The 17167-nt window shown below is 56.9% G+C and carries 17 protein-coding genes, 1 rRNA gene and 2 riboswitches; of the genes, 15 read left to right on the forward strand and 3 right to left on the reverse strand.

Annotated features, from left to right (window positions below):
• Positions 1-26 precede the first annotated feature (26 nt).
• The 6 genes from OS242_RS15915 to OS242_RS15940 all read left to right on the forward strand — a co-directional run bounded on the left by OS242_RS15915 (position 27) and on the right by OS242_RS15940 (position 5175).
• Positions 27-473, forward strand: a complete 447-nt coding sequence (locus OS242_RS15915) for an ACT domain-containing protein (RefSeq protein ID WP_267152685.1) — start codon at positions 27-29, stop codon at positions 471-473.
• An 18-nt stretch (positions 474-491) separates the two neighbouring features.
• Complete coding sequence (thrB, locus tag OS242_RS15920) at positions 492-1424, forward strand: homoserine kinase (RefSeq protein ID WP_267152686.1); 933 nt, start codon at positions 492-494, stop codon at positions 1422-1424.
• A gap of 77 nt (positions 1425-1501) precedes the next feature.
• Complete coding sequence (gene zapE / locus OS242_RS15925) at positions 1502-2443, forward strand: AFG1/ZapE family ATPase (protein ID WP_267152687.1); 942 nt, start codon at positions 1502-1504, stop codon at positions 2441-2443.
• Positions 2444-2530: 87 nt separating this feature from the next.
• Positions 2531-3055, forward strand: a complete 525-nt coding sequence (locus OS242_RS15930; RefSeq protein ID WP_267152688.1) for an MICOS complex subunit MIC60 — start codon at positions 2531-2533, stop codon at positions 3053-3055.
• Positions 3056-3179: 124 nt separating this feature from the next.
• Positions 3180-4103, forward strand: coding sequence for a phosphate/phosphite/phosphonate ABC transporter substrate-binding protein (locus tag OS242_RS15935; RefSeq protein WP_267152689.1), 924 nt, complete (start codon positions 3180-3182; stop codon positions 4101-4103).
• Between the two features lie 136 nt (positions 4104-4239).
• On the forward strand, positions 4240-5175 hold the full coding sequence (locus tag OS242_RS15940) for a hypothetical protein (RefSeq protein WP_267152690.1): 936 nt from the start codon (positions 4240-4242) through the stop codon (positions 5173-5175).
• Here the strand turns inward: OS242_RS15940 and OS242_RS15945 are convergent.
• On the reverse strand, positions 5115-5999 hold the full coding sequence (locus OS242_RS15945) for a YqhG family protein (RefSeq protein ID WP_267152691.1): 885 nt from the start codon (positions 5997-5999) through the stop codon (positions 5115-5117). The genes OS242_RS15940 and OS242_RS15945 overlap by 61 nt on opposite strands.
• Before the next feature lie 43 nt (positions 6000-6042).
• Positions 6043-7716 (reverse strand): DEAD/DEAH box helicase, encoded by a 1674-nt coding sequence (locus OS242_RS15950; protein WP_323372964.1) that lies wholly within the window; start codon positions 7714-7716, stop codon positions 6043-6045.
• A gap of 136 nt (positions 7717-7852) precedes the next feature.
• A riboswitch (glycine riboswitch) is annotated at positions 7853-7976 on the forward strand.
• A 3-nt stretch (positions 7977-7979) separates the two neighbouring features.
• Positions 7980-8088, forward strand: a riboswitch (glycine riboswitch).
• Positions 8089-8163: 75 nt separating this feature from the next.
• Between OS242_RS15950 and gcvT the strand changes: the two genes are divergently transcribed.
• The 3 genes from gcvT to gcvPB are packed head-to-tail and all read left to right on the forward strand — an operon-like array spanning position 8164 to position 12100.
• Positions 8164-9264 carry a glycine cleavage system aminomethyltransferase GcvT gene (gene gcvT, locus OS242_RS15955; RefSeq protein WP_267152692.1) on the forward strand — a complete coding sequence of 367 codons (1101 nt, stop codon included), beginning with the start codon at positions 8164-8166 and terminating at the stop codon, positions 9262-9264.
• A 20-nt stretch (positions 9265-9284) separates the two neighbouring features.
• Positions 9285-10634, forward strand: a complete 1350-nt coding sequence (gcvPA, locus tag OS242_RS15960) for an aminomethyl-transferring glycine dehydrogenase subunit GcvPA (protein ID WP_267152693.1) — start codon at positions 9285-9287, stop codon at positions 10632-10634.
• A complete protein-coding gene (gene gcvPB, locus OS242_RS15965) occupies positions 10634-12100 on the forward strand; it encodes an aminomethyl-transferring glycine dehydrogenase subunit GcvPB (protein ID WP_267152694.1) in 1467 nt (488 codons plus the stop codon). Before gcvPA ends, gcvPB begins: the two co-directional genes overlap by 1 nt.
• Before the next feature lie 49 nt (positions 12101-12149).
• Here gcvPB and OS242_RS15970 read toward each other — a convergent pair whose 3' ends face one another.
• Complete coding sequence (locus OS242_RS15970; RefSeq protein WP_267152695.1) at positions 12150-12764, reverse strand: histidine phosphatase family protein; 615 nt, start codon at positions 12762-12764, stop codon at positions 12150-12152.
• A gap of 126 nt (positions 12765-12890) precedes the next feature.
• On the opposite strand from OS242_RS15970, the gene aroQ reads away from it, so the two are divergent.
• The 6 genes from aroQ to OS242_RS16000 form a co-directional block, all read left to right on the forward strand.
• Positions 12891-13352 (forward strand): type II 3-dehydroquinate dehydratase, encoded by a 462-nt coding sequence (aroQ, locus tag OS242_RS15975; protein ID WP_267152696.1) that lies wholly within the window; start codon positions 12891-12893, stop codon positions 13350-13352.
• An 18-nt stretch (positions 13353-13370) separates the two neighbouring features.
• The gene (locus OS242_RS15980; protein ID WP_267152697.1) at positions 13371-14438 is read left to right on the forward strand and encodes a M24 family metallopeptidase; all 1068 of its coding nucleotides are present in this window, start codon (positions 13371-13373) and stop codon (positions 14436-14438) included.
• 39 nt (positions 14439-14477) lie between these two features.
• Positions 14478-15035 (forward strand): elongation factor P, encoded by a 558-nt coding sequence (gene efp, locus OS242_RS15985; protein ID WP_267152698.1) that lies wholly within the window; start codon positions 14478-14480, stop codon positions 15033-15035.
• Between the two features lie 123 nt (positions 15036-15158).
• Positions 15159-15434 carry a YqhV family protein gene (locus tag OS242_RS15990; protein ID WP_267152699.1) on the forward strand — a complete coding sequence of 92 codons (276 nt, stop codon included), beginning with the start codon at positions 15159-15161 and terminating at the stop codon, positions 15432-15434.
• Between the two features lie 81 nt (positions 15435-15515).
• Entirely contained in the window at positions 15516-15962 is a 447-nt protein-coding gene (locus tag OS242_RS15995) for a CD1247 N-terminal domain-containing protein (RefSeq protein ID WP_267152700.1), read from the forward strand.
• A 1003-nt stretch (positions 15963-16965) separates the two neighbouring features.
• Positions 16966-17167, forward strand: a 16S ribosomal RNA gene (locus OS242_RS16000); the annotation flags it as partial.

Below are 17167 nucleotides of genomic sequence, written 5' to 3' on the forward strand. Positions count from 1 at the left end.
CATTTTTTGGAAAGGGGGATTTCTCCTTGAGTTCGAAGCGCAGACGCTTTTACTTAGTAGCAGAAGATATCATGCCGGAAGCGATGGTCAAGACGGTACTCGTCAAAGACATGTTGGCGCGCGGCGAATCGAATACGGTACATGAAGCGGTGAATGCTGTCGGCTTGTCGCGTTCCGCTTTTTATAAATACAGAGATCTCGTCTTTTTATACGAAGAGGAAGGCAACGGTCGACCGGTCACGCTGTCGATGATCTTGGAACATCGTCAGGGGAGTCTGTCCTCCGTGCTGAACAACATCGCCCAGTTTGGCGGCAACATCATTACGATCAACCAAGGGATTCCGATGAGTCAGGCGGCTCATGTGACGGCCACCATCGACGTCCAACACCTGTCCGGCTCGCTCGATGAATTGGTCGAGCGGCTGGAAGGAATGACCGGCGTACGCAAAGTGGAGATCGTCGGCTACAGCTAACGGGGAGGGGACACCGCGATGAGTGTCAGGATCAGAGTGCCGGCGACGTCGGCCAACCTCGGTCCCGGCTTCGACAGTCTGGGGATGTCTGTGTCCCTGTACAACATCTTGGAATTTGAAGAGCGGTCGCAAGGTTCGATCCGCATCGAAGTGTCCGGCGAAGGCGTCGACGACGTGCCGCGCACCCCCGAGTACAACCTCGCCTATCGCGGCTTTGCCCGCTATTTTGAGGCGCGGGGCAGCAAACCGCCGGGGGTACGCCTGCACCTGAACAACAACGTCCCGGTCACGCGGGGGCTTGGCTCCAGTGCCACGGCGATCGTCAGCGGTCTTTATGCGGCTGCGCTGATCGACGGGCGCGACATCTCCCGTAAAGACTTGCTCGACCTCGCCGTGCAGATCGAAGGCCACCCGGACAACGTGGCGCCGGCAGTCCTCGGCGGATTTGTCGTCAGCGGGTTGTACGGGGGCGGCGATGCACGGCGGGTGCACGCAGTGCGATTTGACCCGCCCAAAGGACTCCACTGTGTGGTGGCGGTGCCGAGCTTCATGCTCTCGACCGGTCTGGCCCGGCGCGTGCTGCCAAACGAAGTGGTGTTTGCCGACGCGGTGCAAAACGTGTGCGGCACCGCACTGGTCGTGGCGGCGCTCGCCAAAGGGGACGTGGCGGAACTCGCCCGCATCCTGCCCGACGCGATGGCCGACCGCCTCCATCAGCCGTATCGGCTTCCGTTGATCAAAGGCAGCGAACTCGCCATCGAAGCGGCCAAAGCGGCCGGCGCGTTTGCGGTGACGATCAGCGGTTCCGGCCCGTCGTTGATCGCGTTCACCGATGACGCAGGGCTGCGCGTCGGCGATGCGATGCGACAATCGTTTGCCCGTTCCGGCGTTTCGACGCGTATCTTGCAATTGAAGCCGGAATCGCAAGGCATACACCTGTTACGACCCTGATGCGCCGGTTGCAAGAAGCTCCGGCGCATAGTATGTTATGTATACTGATTTTTGAAGAGACGGAGAGGAGGAGCCGCATGCAACACATCGGATCGACCCTGAATTTTGGCGCACGTTTCAAAGAACAACAGTCTGCCTACACACCGGATTATTTCCGGGAGCGACTGCCGCAGGTACGCACATTGGGCGTGGATGATCAGACGATTCGAGCAGGCGCGATCCTCCTGCTGGACCTGCTGAAACAAGAGCGCGTGTGCGGCAGTTGCAAAGGGTTTGACCAGTGCGGCAAAGAAGGCGACGCAAAAGGTCACTACGACATGCTCGACGTCTACAACGGTCAATTGACGGTGCGCACCACGCACTGCAACGAATACCTCAAGTTTGTGGAGCGACGCGAGATCGACAATCTCAAAGAATTCTCCGAAAAGACGCAGGAAGACAAACGCTACCGTTTCGACAACTACCCGGTCGAACAGGCGCGCAAACATCCGAAATTGTACGCGGCGGCGATGGAGTTTGCGGAAGCGTTCACGACCGGTCGCCAAAACCTCAGCGACGCGCAAAAAGGGCTGTATATCTTCGGCCCGCCGGGCGTCGGCAAAACGCACCTGATGCTGGCGATCTGCAACCGGCTCGACGACCGCAAAGTCCCGAACATCTTCGTCCGCGCCGATTCGATCTTCGACAAGCTGCGGATGAGCGTTGCGTCCGGCAAAGAGATGGAGACGGTGATCGAAAAATATTGCACCGTTCCCGTGCTCGCCATCGACGAGTTCGCCCAAGAGCGGGCCAACGAATTTACGCTGGACAAGATGTTCCGCATCATCAACTACCGCTTCTCCAACCAACTGCCGACGCTGTTCACGTCCAACTACGAGCCGCCGGCCGTCTACCGTCCGTTCCAAGAACAGTCCAAGACGGTCGACGCGATGATCTCCCGGATCATTCAGATGACCAAAATCGGTCGGCTCTCGGGTAAAGACGCCCGTTTGTCGCACATGGAGATCCTCGACAATTAACCGGAAAAACGACACGCGAAAAACCTGCCGCAAGTGGCAGGTTTTTTCTATTTCGGGATGGGTATACTACCCCTGAGGTGACGAACGATGAAAAAGAATGGGCGTATCCTCGCGGCAACCGCGTTGCTGCTTGCGACCCCGGCGTTTCAGAACCACGCCGCAGCCGTCGGCACCGACGGGCTGATCCCTGATTTCAAAGTGGCCAAACAAACGCACGCCACAAACGACAAAGCGCTCGAACCGTTCCGCAAACACTTTGAAGAATCTCGCAAACTCGATTTGGAGATCCGTGCGGAGATGCACGAGATGCGCGAAGAGACAAAATCGCTGCGCAAGCTCGTCCGGGAATCGGGCGATCTGAAGCTCAAGGAACAATTGGAAAAAGACCTGACCGCGTTTCATGACAAACTGCGCGAGGCGCATCGTCTGCACAAGACGAACGAATCGCTCACGAAACAGATTCAAACAGCACGGCACAGCGGAGAGTTGGCGAAACTGCGCGAATTGGTCCCGAAACTAGTGGAAAACAAGACCCGTCAATTGGAATTGATACGGTCAGCGCACCAGGAATTGTTAGCTGAACATACGAAAATCCAAGAAAAATTGCGCTGATGTGACATAATGTGTCGTATTTTTACAAAGTCTACAAAAAAATAATATGTCTCAAGACGGCAAGTGTGTTATACTGACTCTGGATTTTGAAATCAAATACCATTTCATCATCGGGGGAAACGAAATGTTCAAAAAATCTTTGGTAGTAGGTATGTCTTTGGCACTGGCGGCAACTGCGCTGGTTGGTTGCGGTGAAAAGGAAGGCGAAAAGTCCGGCGACGCTGGCAAGAAAGACGAACTGGTCTCCGCACCGGAGAAACTGGTTGTCGGCTTCATCCCGTCCCAAAACGCAGAAACTCTGCAAGCAAAAGCAAAGCCGATGGGCGATATGCTGTCCAAAGAGCTGGGGATTCCGGTTGAAGTAAAAGTCACCACCAACTACACCGGTCTGATCGAGGCAATGGCTGCGAAGAAAATCGACATCGGCTTCCTGAGCCCGGTCGACTACGTCTTTGCAAAAGACAAGAAGCAGGCTGTCACCATCTTGCTGCAAACCGTTCGTAACGGTTCGCCGACCTACCGCGCACAGTTCGTCAAGCAAAAGTCGAACACTGCGATCAAAGAACTGAAAGACGTCAAAGGCAAGAAAGTTGCTTTCATCTCTGCAACTTCCGCTGCAGGCTACACCTACCCGTCCGCGATGCTCAAAGAAATCGGCATCGATGCACAAACCGACGTGGAAGGCATCATGGCTGGCGGCCACGACAAAGCGCTGATGGCGCTGTACCGTGGCGACGTTGACGTAGCGACCACCTTCGAAGATGCTCGCACCACGATCAAGAAGGAAGCTCCGGACGCGATGGAGAAACTCGAAGTCTTCGCATACTCCGAGCCGATCCCGAACGACACCGTTTCCATCCGCAACGGCTTCACTCCGGAATACCAAAAGAAAGTGCAAGACGCTTTCATCAAGATCATGTCGACTGAAGAAGGCAAAAAGATCGGCAAAGAGATCTACACCTTCGACAACCTCGTCCCGGGCGACGACAAGAACTTCGATCCGGTTCGCAAAGTCATCAAAGCGCTGGGCATCGAAGAATCCAAGTAATTTCCAACCGACATCAAACGACTCTCCTTCTGGAGGGTCGTTTTTTTGTCGGAAAATATGTATTCGTTCCTGACAGGTTCTAACAAACATCGCATCCCGAATACGCTAGAGTAATAGACAAAGGAGAGTGGATGCGATGAAGGGCAAGCAAATCAGCATGGGGGCGTTGACGGTGCTCCTCTTGAGCGCGGTGGCGTGGACGGTTGCAGTCGCAGCCGAACCGACCAAGCAGGCGCAATCAGTAGCGGCGGCGTCGGTGATCCGCTTGGAACAGGAGATGTTGGAACGGGCATCCGCACAGTCGTTGACGGAACAGTCTATGAACATTTCTCCGCTCGCAGAACGGATCTCGCACCAGAGCGGATTTGCCGATTGGCTGGCAGCGGATGCTGTGCTCTTGCGCACCCTTTACGATCCGGACGGACATGAGACGGCGTTGCTGTGGCAGATCGAGCGGGAAGGGGTGGCAACCGGCTACCTCGTCAGCACGCTGGACGGTCAAAACGTTTACGAATACAGCCGGCAGTCCGCTCCGTCGTTGCCGTCGGACATCGCGGGACAAGCGGTTGCCAAGGGCTACATGTACGCAGGCCCCGGTCTGCACCTCGTCTGGCTCAACGGCGAGAAAGGGTTGGAGCTGTACGATCTCGTGCGACGTCAGACGTTGCCAGGCGGGGAACTGGTGGGCAAATTGCCCGCTTTGACGCCGATGCCGGAGTCAGCGCCACTACGTGAGCAGGATCTCGCGGCGGTCGCCTCTCCCGCCGACAGCGCGTTGTATGCGGTCGGATTGTTCGGAGCCGCGAAACACCACGCACAAAAAAACGGCTTCCCGTCCCTTGCGGCGTACGCAGGGGAGGAAGCCGGAGCAGAGTCCGCTTTTGTCGTCTACGAATCGATCCCGGATCAGCTGAAGATCGTTTTCCAGATCTCCCGACTCATCCGGCACGGCGACTTTACCTACGCAGGACTGATCGATCCGTTTACAGAAGGAGAAGAACCGGCGCCCGTCTACGTCGACAGCCGGTTCCCCGTCGCGGCTGTGCCTGTGAGCACGCCGTCCGCCAAATAGAGCAGACCGAAATGAAACGGCGCGATGGCGATGCGCGGTGCACATCGCCATTCCAACTCGGCGATTCGCAATTCGCGCTCGGCTGCGTACATCGCAGCCTTTTTTTCTTTTTCACCGTCCGTTTTGTTTTCATCGGCGTTGACGAGACACAGCGATTCGTAATAGGTCTCGAGCTGTTCCCGTTCGCGGGCCAGATGTTCGTTCGCTTCTTCCGCCCACGTGTGGTCGAGCGCGGAGATGTCGCCTTCAACCGCTTGGCGGATGATGTGATAGCCTTCGCTCAGGGAGAGCGAAGGAGAGGAGGTCGTCACTGTGCGGGCCGGAGCATCGGTCAGGGTCAGGCGTTCGATCTCCCCGTAGGCTTCGCGGAACACTTGACCTGAGCGCAGATCAACCGCGTAGGACACCATCTCATCGCGGCGGCGGTCGGCGACAAACGACAGTTTGAACGTCGCCAACAGATAGGGCGACAAGGCGCGGCCCGCTGTCCCGGCTCCTGTTTGGTACGCCCGGGTGAAGCGGCCGCGCTTTTGCACAGACTCGATGATTTTGTTCAAACGAAACGATCCGAGCGTGACAAACTCGATCCGTTCCACACCCTCCATCTCCACACCCGGCGCAAACGACAGCGACAGCACCGAGTTGGCCGGATTTTGCCCGGTCGCTTCGACGTACATCCAATAGAAAGGCCGGTCGGTCAGCTCCTTGTCGATGTCGCGGGGCAGTTCCACCTGCAGAAAATCAGGCTGATCGATCAGAATCGGCGCGTCGACCGCTTGAAAATAGCGGCGGCAAAAATCTTGAATCTGCTCGTTGCTCTCCATGTTGCGTCACCTCCTGGCAGCTATGCGGCGGACAGATCGCAGGCTAGACCTTGATCGACGCCTCTTTCAACTTTTCGCCCAGCTCGTCAAATTTAGACTTTAACTCATCGCGCGAGGCCCCTTTGACCAGCAGATCCATCATGTCATGGTCAAACTGCCGCCCGACCCGCAAGTTGCCAAGGATCAGGTCGAGTTCGCCGATGACCAGTTCGAACATCGTGATCTTTTCATCAAGCAGGGAGACGATGTGCTCTTCAATCGTGCCGCGCGTTGACAAGTTGTACACATGCACGTCTTTCGTCTGGCCGAGCCGGTGCACACGGCCGATCCGTTGCTCGACCCGCATCGGGTTCCACGGGAGGTCAAAGTTGATCACGTGATGGCAGAACTGCAGGTTGATCCCTTCGCCGCCCGCCTCGGTCGCCACGAGCACTTGGAAACGGTTTTTGAACAGCTCCGTCATCCAGTCCTTCTTGCTCTTTTTAAACCCGCCGCGGAACATGACCGCCTTGATCCCGTTTTGCTGGAGCATGTACAAAATAAAGTCTTGCGTGGCCCGGTATTCTGTGAAAATGATCACTTTATCGTCGATCTGTTGGATCAGTTCGATGCATTTGTTCACCTTCGTATACGCTTCGATGCTCCCGGCGAGGTCATACAACTGCGTCACCCGATCCCGAATATCCGACGGGGTCTTTTCGCTTTCCATCATCGCTTTGAGCGACACAAGCGCCGCATACGGCGACGAGCAGATCTGCCGCTGCAAGCCGATCAGCTGCAATACGTTGCCGCGCCCTTGTTCGCGGAGCACTTCGTACTGTTCCTTGATGAAACGGGTCACTTCGTCGTAGAGATTCCGTTCGTCTTCGTTGAGGTCCAGCATGATCGACTGGACATTGCGCCGGGTAAATTGCACGCCGCCTTCCGAGCGCTTGTTGCGGATCATGACTTCCGACAGCGCTTCTTTGAGTTCGCCTCTGTTTTTCGGCAACCGTTTGTTCTCCATAAACGTCGAGGAATAGTCGGTTTGGGAGCCGAGTTGACCCGGTTTGAGCAGCGTGATCAGGTTGTACAACTCTTTCATGTCGTTTTGCACCGGCGTGGCGGTGAGCAGGAGCAAGTATTTTTTCCGCAGCGTGTTGATCAGTTCCCAGTTTTTCGATTTGCGGTTTTTCAGCTTATGCGCTTCGTCGACGATCACCAGATCCCAGTCTTGCGCAAGCACGATCTCGCGGTGTTGCTCGCGTTTCGCCGTGTCAATCGAGGAGACCACGATGTCGCAGTCGGTCCAGCTATACGTGCTTTTTTGCGCCCATGCGGTGATCTTGAATTTTTGGTTCAACTCGCGCACCCATTGGATCACCAGCGAAGAAGGCACGAGGATCAACACTTTTTTTACCAAGCCCCGGATCAGGTACTCTTTGAGGATCAGCCCGGCCTCAATCGTTTTGCCAAGGCCGACCTCGTCCGCCAAGATCGCGCGCCCGTGCAGTTCGTTGAGCACCTTTTTGGCGGTGTCCAGTTGGTGGGGGTAGGGCGTGATCTCCGGCAGTTGATCCAGACAGATCAGTTGATCAAAATTGGGCGACACCCGCGTCAGCTCCGATTGATAGGCCAGTCGAAACAATTCCGGGCTGCCAAAGTCCCCCGCCTGTTCCCGCTCCAGAAACTGTTCAAAAAGCCCTTCCTCCCACTCCCGTGCAGGCATGGCGTCCACCTTTTCCAAGAGCGTCACCTCCGAGTCTGTAATTTGTTCGGATAGTATGACCCAAAACAGGGAAAATTTTTCGTGGGACACTTTCAAATGGATCATTTTGTGATATGATGTAGGGGAACTTAATCTGTGTTTGCGAATGATCGCTGGCGGGAGAGCACGTAATGTTCGGGTTTTGACCGACTTTGCGTCGCCGAAGGAGCAAGTGACAGCCCTACCCAGGGCTGCATGAATCTCTCAGGCAAAAGCACCGTCGCGGGACGCAACTCTGGAGAGAGCCGTTTGCCTGTCTCGAAAACGCGCAACGGCCACCCACGGGGTAACTGAGTCGACCGAACGGACGGCGCAGGGAACTCTCAGGTGAAGCGGACAGAGGAGACCGGGGCCCTGACAGGCGTACGTGTCTCCTTTTTTGTATGTTATTTTTCTCAATCAACAGGAGGAATCGGCGTGGAGCATCTGAAAAAGACACCTCTTTATGAGGTGTACCCGAGCTACGGCGGCAAGATCATCGATTTTGGCGGTTGGGCGCTGCCGGTGCAGTATTCCGGCATCCTGGACGAGCATGAGGCGGTGCGCACGCGCGCCGGTCTGTTCGATGTCTCGCACATGGGCGAGATCACCGTCAAAGGCCCTGACGCGCTGGCCAACATTCAGAAATGGATCACCAACGACGCTTCCAAACTGGCGAACGGCCAAGCTCTCTACTCGCCGATCTGCCACGAAGACGGCGGCACGGTCGACGACCTGCTCGTCTACAAAAAGGCGGACGATGACTATCTGCTCGTCGTCAATGCGGCCAACATCGAAAAAGACTATGAGCACGTCAAAAAATACAGCTTCGGCAACGTGGAGATCGTCAACGTCTCCGCCGATGTCGCGCAACTGGCGCTGCAAGGCCCGCTGGCCGAGCAAGTGTTGCAAAAACTCACCACGGCCGACCTGAGCCAGATCAAGTATTTCTGGTTCTTGGAAAATGCCGACGTCGCAGGCGTCAACTCGCTGATCTCCCGTACGGGCTACACCGGCGAAGACGGATTTGAGATCTACTGCGACGCGAAAGACGCTGCCAAGCTCTGGGCGGCGATCTTGGAAGCGGGCAAAGAAGACGGCGTGCTGCCGATCGGACTTGGCGCCCGCGACACGCTGCGCTTCGAAGCGCGTCTGCCGCTCTACGGCCAAGAGATCACCGACACGATCTCGCCGCTGGAAGCGGGACTTGGCTTCTTTGTCAAACTGGACAAAGAGGAGGACTTCCTCGGCAAGGACGCTCTGAAAAAGCAAAAAGAAGAAGGTCTCAAGCGCAAACTGGTCGGCTTTGAGATGATCGAACGCGGCATCCCGCGCTCCCACTACGAGATCCAAGTCAACGGTCGCACCATCGGCGAATGCACCACCGGCACGATGGGTCCGACGGTGAAAAAAAACATCGGCCTTGGCCTGATCGAAACCGAATACGCAAAGATCGGTCAAGAGCTCGACGTGATCATCCGCGGCAAAGCGGTCAAAGCTGTGATCATCAAAACGCCGTTCTATAAGCGTCAGAAGTAAGACTTCAAGGAGGCTACCACGTGAACAAGTTCAGCTACCTTCCGACCACGGAAGCAGAACGCAATGAAATGCTCAAGTTCCTCGGCGTGAACTCGGTCGAAGATCTCTTCACCGACATTCCGGAAAAGGCCCGTCTCGGCCGCGACCTGAACATTCCGAAAGCTCTTTCCGAGATCGAACTGACCCGCTATTTCAACCAACTGGCGGGCAAAAACAAAAACCTCGACGACCACATCTCCTTCCTCGGTGCAGGGGCGTACCAGCACTACATCCCGGCTGTCGTCGACGCAATTGTGAGCCGCTCCGAGTTTTACACCGCGTACACCCCGTATCAACCGGAGATCTCCCAAGGCATGCTGCAGGCGATCTTCGAATACCAGACGGTGGTCTGCGAACTGACCGGCATGGACGTGTCCAACGCGTCGATGTATGACGGTCCGACCGCATTTGGCGAAGCAGCGTTTATCGCATGCGCTGCGACCCGCCGCTCCAAAGTGCTCGTCGCCCGCTCGGTCAACCCGGAATACCGCAACGTCCTGCAAACGTACGGCTACGGCCAAGACATCGAAGTGGTCGAGATCGGCATCGAGAACGGCGTGATCGACATGAACGACCTGGAGTCCAAACTGGACGACACCGTCGCAGGCGTGCTCGTTCAATACCCGAACTTCTTTGGCGGCATCGAAGACCTGCAAAAGATCGGCGAACTGGCACATGCGCAAAAAGCGCTGTTCGTCGTCTCCGTCAACCCGATCGCGATGGGTCTGTTGGAAGCGCCGGGTCACTTCGGCGCGGACATCGTCGTCGGCGAAGGTCAGTCGCTCGGCAACAGCGTCTCCTTTGGCGGTCCGTACCTCGGCATGCTCGCTGTTAAAAAAGAGCAAGTCCGCCGCATCCCGGGCCGCGTCGTCGGCCAGACGACCGACCTCGACGGACGCCGCGCGTTCGTGCTGACCCTGCAAGCGCGCGAACAGCACATCCGCCGCGAAAAGGCGTCCTCGAACATCTGCTCCAACCAAGCGCTCAACGCGCTGGCTGCGACCGTTTACGCGTCCTACATGGGCAAAAAAGGCATGCAAGATGTCGCGAAACTCAACTTGCAAAAAGCGCACTACGCGTTCAACCGCCTGACCGCGGTCCCGAAGGTGAAGGCGCTGTTCAACACGCCGTTCTTCAACGAGTTTGCGATCCGGATCGAAGGCGACGTGGCGGAGGTCAACAAAAAGCTGCTCGACGCCGGCATCATCGGCGGTTACGACATTGGCTCCGCATACCCGGAGTACAAAGGCGCGATGCTGATCTGCGTGACCGAACTGCGCACCAAAGAAGACATCGACCTGTTGGCTGAAAGACTGGAGGCGATCCTGTAATGCGTCAAGAACAAGACAAAGCGTTGATCTTCGAACTGAGCGTGGAGGGCCGCGTCGCGTACAGCCTGCCGGAACTCGACGTGCCGGAGATCGCTGTCGACGAACTCATCCCGTCCGCCTATATCCGCAAAGAGCCGGCTCGTCTGCCGGAGATGTCCGAATTGGACCTGATCCGTCACTACACGGAGCTGTCCAAGCGCAACCACGGCATCGACGACGGTTTCTATCCGCTCGGCTCCTGCACGATGAAATACAACCCGAAGCGCAACGAGCGCATGGCGCGCATCCCGGGCTTCGCACAGATCCACCCGCTCCAGCCGGAAGAGCAAGTGCAAGGCGCGCTGGAACTGATGTACAACCTGCAAGTCGAACTGGCGGAGATCACCGGCATGGACGAAGTGTCGTTGCAACCGGCAGCGGGCGCGCACGGCGAGTGGACCGGCTTGATGATGATCCGCGCGTATCACGAAGCGCGCGGTGAAAAGCGCACCACCGTCATCGTCCCGGACTCCGCTCACGGCACCAACCCGGCGTCGGCGACCGTAGCAGGCTACCGCACCGTCACCGTCAAGTCGAACGAGCGCGGCGGCGTCGACCTCGAAGCGCTGCGTGCGGTCGTTAACGAAGACACCGCCGCACTGATGCTGACCAACCCGTCGACCCTCGGTCTGTTCGAAGATCAGATCGTCGAGATCGCCGAGATCGTCCATGAAGCGGGCGGCCTCCTGTACTACGACGGAGCAAACGCCAACGCGATCCTCGGCTATGCGCGTCCGGGTGACATGGGCTTTGACGTCGTCCATCTCAACTTGCACAAGACGTTCACCACCCCGCACGGCGGCGGCGGCCCGGGCTCCGGTCCGGTCGGCGTGAAGAAAATGCTGATCCCGCACCTGCCGAAACCGCGCGTCGAGTATGACGAAGCGAACGACCGCTACACCCTCAACTGGGACCGTCCGCAGTCGATCGGCAAAGTCAAAGGCTTCTGGGGCAACTTTGGCATCAACGTCCGCGCCTACTCCTACATCCGCACGATGGGTCCGGACGGCCTGAAGCAAGTCACGGAAAACGCCGTGCTCAACGCCAACTACATGATGCGTCGACTGGAGCCGCACTATGATCTGCCGTACAACCAGATCTGCAAACACGAGTTTGTCCTGACCGGCCGCCGCTACAAAAAAGAGTTCGGCGTCAAGACGCTCGACATCGCGAAGCGCCTGCTCGACTTCGGCGTGCATCCGCCGACGATCTACTTCCCGCTCAACGTTGAGGAAGCGATCATGATCGAGCCGACCGAAACGGAGAACAAACAGACCCTCGACCACTTCTGCGACGCGATGATCCAGATCGCCAAAGAAGCAGAGGAAAACCCGGAGCAAGTCAAAAACGCTCCGCACACCACCAAGGTCAACCGCCTCGACGAGACCACGGCAGCCAGAAACCCGGTGCTGCGCTTCGAGTTTTAATGGAAGGCAGGCCAACAAAAAAGCACCCTGTTGACAGGGTGCTTTTTCCTTAGTTTTCATTTAAATGCGCCGTGCAACCGATTTCGAAGATCGTCCAAGACCCGTCGATCTCGCGGATGACGCGGGTGATGCTGGTGTTGCCGAGCTTGTTGACGCCCGAGCCGTAGAGACCTTCGCTGATCTTGTGTAGGAAGGCGTTGATGAAGCCGCCGTGTGAGACGACGAGCACGTTTTGTCCTTCATAGCGGTCGGCGATTACGGTGATGATCCGCAAGGCACGCTCGCGGAGTTGATCGAACGTCTCGACGTTCAGCCCGGACTCTGGCTGGTGACCCGGCTCCCAGAAATCCGGGTAGCGGTCGGTGATCTCGCTGCGCGTCAGGCCTTCCAGATCCCCGAAGGAGCGTTCGCGCAGGTCGACATGGACCTCGTGGTCGACGCCGAGCGTACCGGCGATCATGGCGGCCGTCTTGTGAGCCCGCTGCAGGTCGCTGGAGTGGACGATGTGATGTTCTTCGCCTTGCAGGCGAGCGGCGACCTGTTCCGCTTGCAGGAGACCGGCCTCGCTGAGCGGGATGTCCCGCGAGCCTTGTAGGCGCATCTCGCGGTTCCAGATCGTCTCGCCGTGGCGGACGAGGGTGATGCGTGTGGATGATACGGACATAGGACTGACACCTCACGTACAACAGATTGCTCTTAGTATATCATGAGCCCGCCCGGTGCGTTCCTCTGTTCAATACACCTGTTTCGTGATAAAATGATTCTTGGACTTTTTGGGAGGTACTTCCCTATGGCACACTTACTTGTTTTGCATGGACCAAATTTAAACTTGCTCGGCACCCGTGAGCCGAACGTCTACGGAACGGTGACGATGGAGGGGATCAACCGCGATCTCGCCTCGCTCGCCGACCGATTTGGCATCGGGATCGACTTTTACCAGTCGAACCACGAAGGGGACATCATCGACCGCCTGCAGGCTGCGCGTGGACAGTCGGACGGGATCATCATCAACCCGGCCGCCTACACGCACACTTCGGTGGCGATTCGTGATTGCCTCGCTGCGATCTCGATCCCGACGATCGAGGTCCATCTGTCGAACATCCACGCGCGGGAGGAGTTTCGCCACACCTCGCTGACGGCTCCTGTCGTCATGGGGCAGATCAGCGGGCTAGGCGCGCTGGGGTACACGCTGGCGTTCCACGCGTTGCTGGAGGAGTTTGCAAAACGGGGCCTGCTGGCGACCGAATCATAGCAAGGAGGGCGATCTTGCATGGAACAGCGTTTGACTCGACTGCGTGCGGCGATGGACAAACAGGGTCTTTCGGCCCTGCTGGTGCTTCGCCCTGAGAACCGCCGGTACATAAGCGGCTTCACCGGTTCGGCCGGCCTTCTGCTCGTCACGCAGGATGAAGCGGTGTTTTTCACCGACTTCCGCTATCTGGCACAAGCGGCCGAACAAGCCCCGCACTGCCGTCTCGTCGAGTACAAGTCTCCGAACGAAGTGTTGCGCGATGAACTGAACAAACTGGGCATCAAACAGCTCGGGTTTGAACAGGACTTCGTCACCTACGCGCAGCATCAGGCGTTCGCCGATGTGCTCGGCGTGGAATTGATTCCGACCTCCGGGATCGTCGAAGAGCTGCGCGCCGTCAAAGAGGAGAGCGAGCTGGCGATCATGCGCCAGGCCGCAAAGATCGCCGACGACGCGTTTGCCCACATCTGCACCTTCCTGCGCCCTGGTCTCACCGAGCGCGAGGTCGCGGTGGAGTTGGAGATGTTCATGCGCAAAGCAGGGGCCAAATCTTCGGCGTTCGACATCATCGTCGCATCCGGGTGGCGTTCTTCGCTGCCGCACGGGGTGGCGAGCGACAAAGTTCTTGAAAAAGGGGATTTTGTCAAACTCGATTTTGGCGCATACTACCAAGGGTACAACTCCGACCTGACCCGCACCGTCGTGCTCGGGACACCGACCGACAAGCAGCGTGAGGTCTACGAGATCGTGCTGGAGGCTCAAAAGCATGCCGTGGCGAACATCAAGCCGGGCATGACAGGAGCTGAGGCTGACCGCTTGGCACGCGACATCATCGAGGCGAAAGGCTATGGCGAGTATTTTGGTCATGGCACAGGACACGGCCTCGGCCTCGTCGTGCACGAGCATCCGTCGGTGTCCTTCCGCGGCGAGCAGCATGTGCTCGTTCCGGGCAACGTCGTCACCGTCGAGCCTGGCATCTACTTGCCAGAGTGGGGCGGCGTGCGCATCGAAGATGACATCGTCCTCACCGAGACGGGCAACGACGTGTTGACCCGCTCGCCGAAGGAACTGCTGATCATCCAATAAACAACATTCTATTTGATCTGATACAGGAGGCTTTTCCCAATGATCTCTTCCAACGATTTCCGTCCCGGCGTTACCATCGAGTATGACGGCCACATCTGGCGCGTCGTCGAGTTCCTGCACGTAAAGCCGGGCAAAGGCGCAGCGTTTGTCCGCACCAAGCTGAAAAATCTCCGCAACGGCTCCGTGAAGGAAATGACCTTCCGCGCGGGTGAGAAAGTGCCGCGCGCACGCGTTGAAAACCGTTCGATGAACTACCTGTACAACGACGGCGAAATGTACACCTTCATGGACAACGAGTCCTTTGATCAGCTGAACGTCCCGGCTGCGATGCTGGAAGATGAAGCGAAGTACATGCTGGAAAACATGGAATGCCAAGTCATGATCTACGAAGGTCAAGCGATCGGCGTGGAACTGCCGAACACCGTCGTGCTGGCTGTTGCTGAGACCGAACCGGGCATCAAAGGCGACACCGCGCAAGGCGGCTCCAAGAAAGCAGTTATGGAATCCGGCGCTGTTGTCGACGTTCCGCTGTTCATCGAGCAAGGTGAAAAGCTGATCATCAACACCCGCGACGGCTCCTACATGTCCCGCGCATAACAACATACGCTTTTCGAAGACCTCACGGCTCGCCGTGGGGTTTTTTCTGATTAGCATGTCTGACTTGTCCCTGTGGCGCATAGTCTCTAGTAACAACGAACATTTTTACGGGAGAGGTGTGGCATGCTGTCATTGTTGCGGGACAATATTTTATATGGGATGGCCGGACTGCGATTCCTGTCCGGATCGATTGAGATCATCGCAGCCTTGCTCATGCTGTATTACGGCACGGTGCAAAAAGCGGTGCAGATCAACGCGGGGCTTGCGATGGTGGGTCCGACCGTCTTGATTCTGGTCACGTCGCTCGGTTTGATCGGCCTCGCCGATAAGTTGGAGTTTTGGCGGATGGCAGTGGTGATGGGCGGCGTCGGATTGATTCTTTGGGGCGTGCGCGGATAAAGTTTCCTAGCTTGGGTAAAATGACGTGTGGATGCTACATATTGAAAGCGCCGGCACGCAGCGGCCTAAGGAGGAAGAGCAATGCAACAGATCAAGGAAAGATTGGCATACCTGAAGGGTCTGGCGGATGGGTTGAACGTGGGCGACAACACCCCTGAAGGGCGTGTGCTCGTGGGCATCATGGACGTGCTGTCGGAAGTGGCTTCGGAAATGGATCGTCTGACGGCCCGCTCGGAGCAATTGGAAGAATACATCGAGGCGATCGATGATGATTTGACCGATCTGGAAAGCGACCTCTTTGACGAGTATGACGAGGATTTGGACGTCGATGTCGAGTTTGAAGAAGAGGAAGACGATGATGACTTGGCCATCGAATACTTGGAGATGAACTGCCCGAACTGCAATGAGACGGTGTTTGTCGATGCCGACGTGTTTGAAAATGACGAGGTTGTCGAAGTCCTCTGCCCGGAGTGCAAAGAGACGGTGCTGGTGAATGACGACGAGAGCGACGAATTTCTGGGTGATTGATCACCTTGCAGAGAAAAAGAAACGCACAAACGCCCCCTGGCTGCTACCAAGCAGCGCGGGGGGTTTTTGTGTGGCTTGACGGAGACATTTTGAAGTACAGCGTACAGAGGAGGACTATGAGCAGGAGAAAGATGATCAGAAATGCGACGATCCACTTGGTGATGGTGGCGAGAGCGTTTGTCACGGCAGTCCCTCCTTTACTCTCGTTTCTTCTCTGAAAGGGTTTGCGCATTACCAGTACATGCAGGGAGACAAGGAGATGACCTGCACAGGCGTGGAGGGAGAGCGAAAAATAGGCGAGTTAGCGACAGTCCTCCCGCCGGTATTTGCTGTTGGGTACACAGATGGTCCGCAGGATGTGCATTTGCTCAAAAGGTTTTTCGCGCGGATGATTTCGCTGAACACCTTGCCCGCGGTCGGTTGTGAGCTGCCTCCGTAAGCCCTGGGTCCGAGCGCGAAAAAACCGCTCCGTCTGACTCCGATCAGTGCCGAACAGATCTCCAAACGCCGGAGCGGACGCAACCAAGGCATCGCCTGGACGCTGACCAACGGACAGAATCAACAGGCTTTCGTCTATAAAGAGCAGACCGCCGAGGCGCATTTATGAATTCCGTTTTTAACCGAATCGGTCAAGCCGTGGTTGCCTTTGTCAGGCGGTCAAGGCGAAGATCGCGTAGCGCAATCCCATTTGAAGACATTCCGCAGTCCTGCAACCCGCGAAGTGGCGTGATTGGCTCCGGGAATCCAGTTGCAAGCGAGGCCGGATTATCCGTACCTTGTCTCTCTGTACGGTGCTCTGCCCAACTCTTTGGACGAAAAACTGGTGTTTTTCTGTGGGAAAAAATAGCGGTTGTATGGTAGCGGGTCTCGTGATAAGATAGCTCTTGTCGCCGCGAGAGACACGGTGATGAGAGAGAAATGAACGAGATTGATCCTTGAAAACTAAACGAGTGTAACGAGATCGATTTTCGAGCCGGCGATTCAGTTCGCTATGAACCAAACTTTTATTGAGAGTTTGATCCTGGCTCAGGACGAACGCTGGCGGCGTGCCTAATACATGCAAGTCGAGCGGATTGAATCGGAGCTTGCTCCGAGGATGTCAGCGGCGGACGGGTGAGTAACACGTGGGCAATCTGCCCGACAGACCGGGATAACGCTTGGAAACGAGTGCTAATACCGGATAGGCTCTTGAGTCGCATGACTTT

The organism is Tumebacillus lacus (assembly GCF_026410385.1).
Lineage (GTDB): Bacteria > Bacillota > Bacilli > Tumebacillales > Tumebacillaceae > Tumebacillus > Tumebacillus lacus.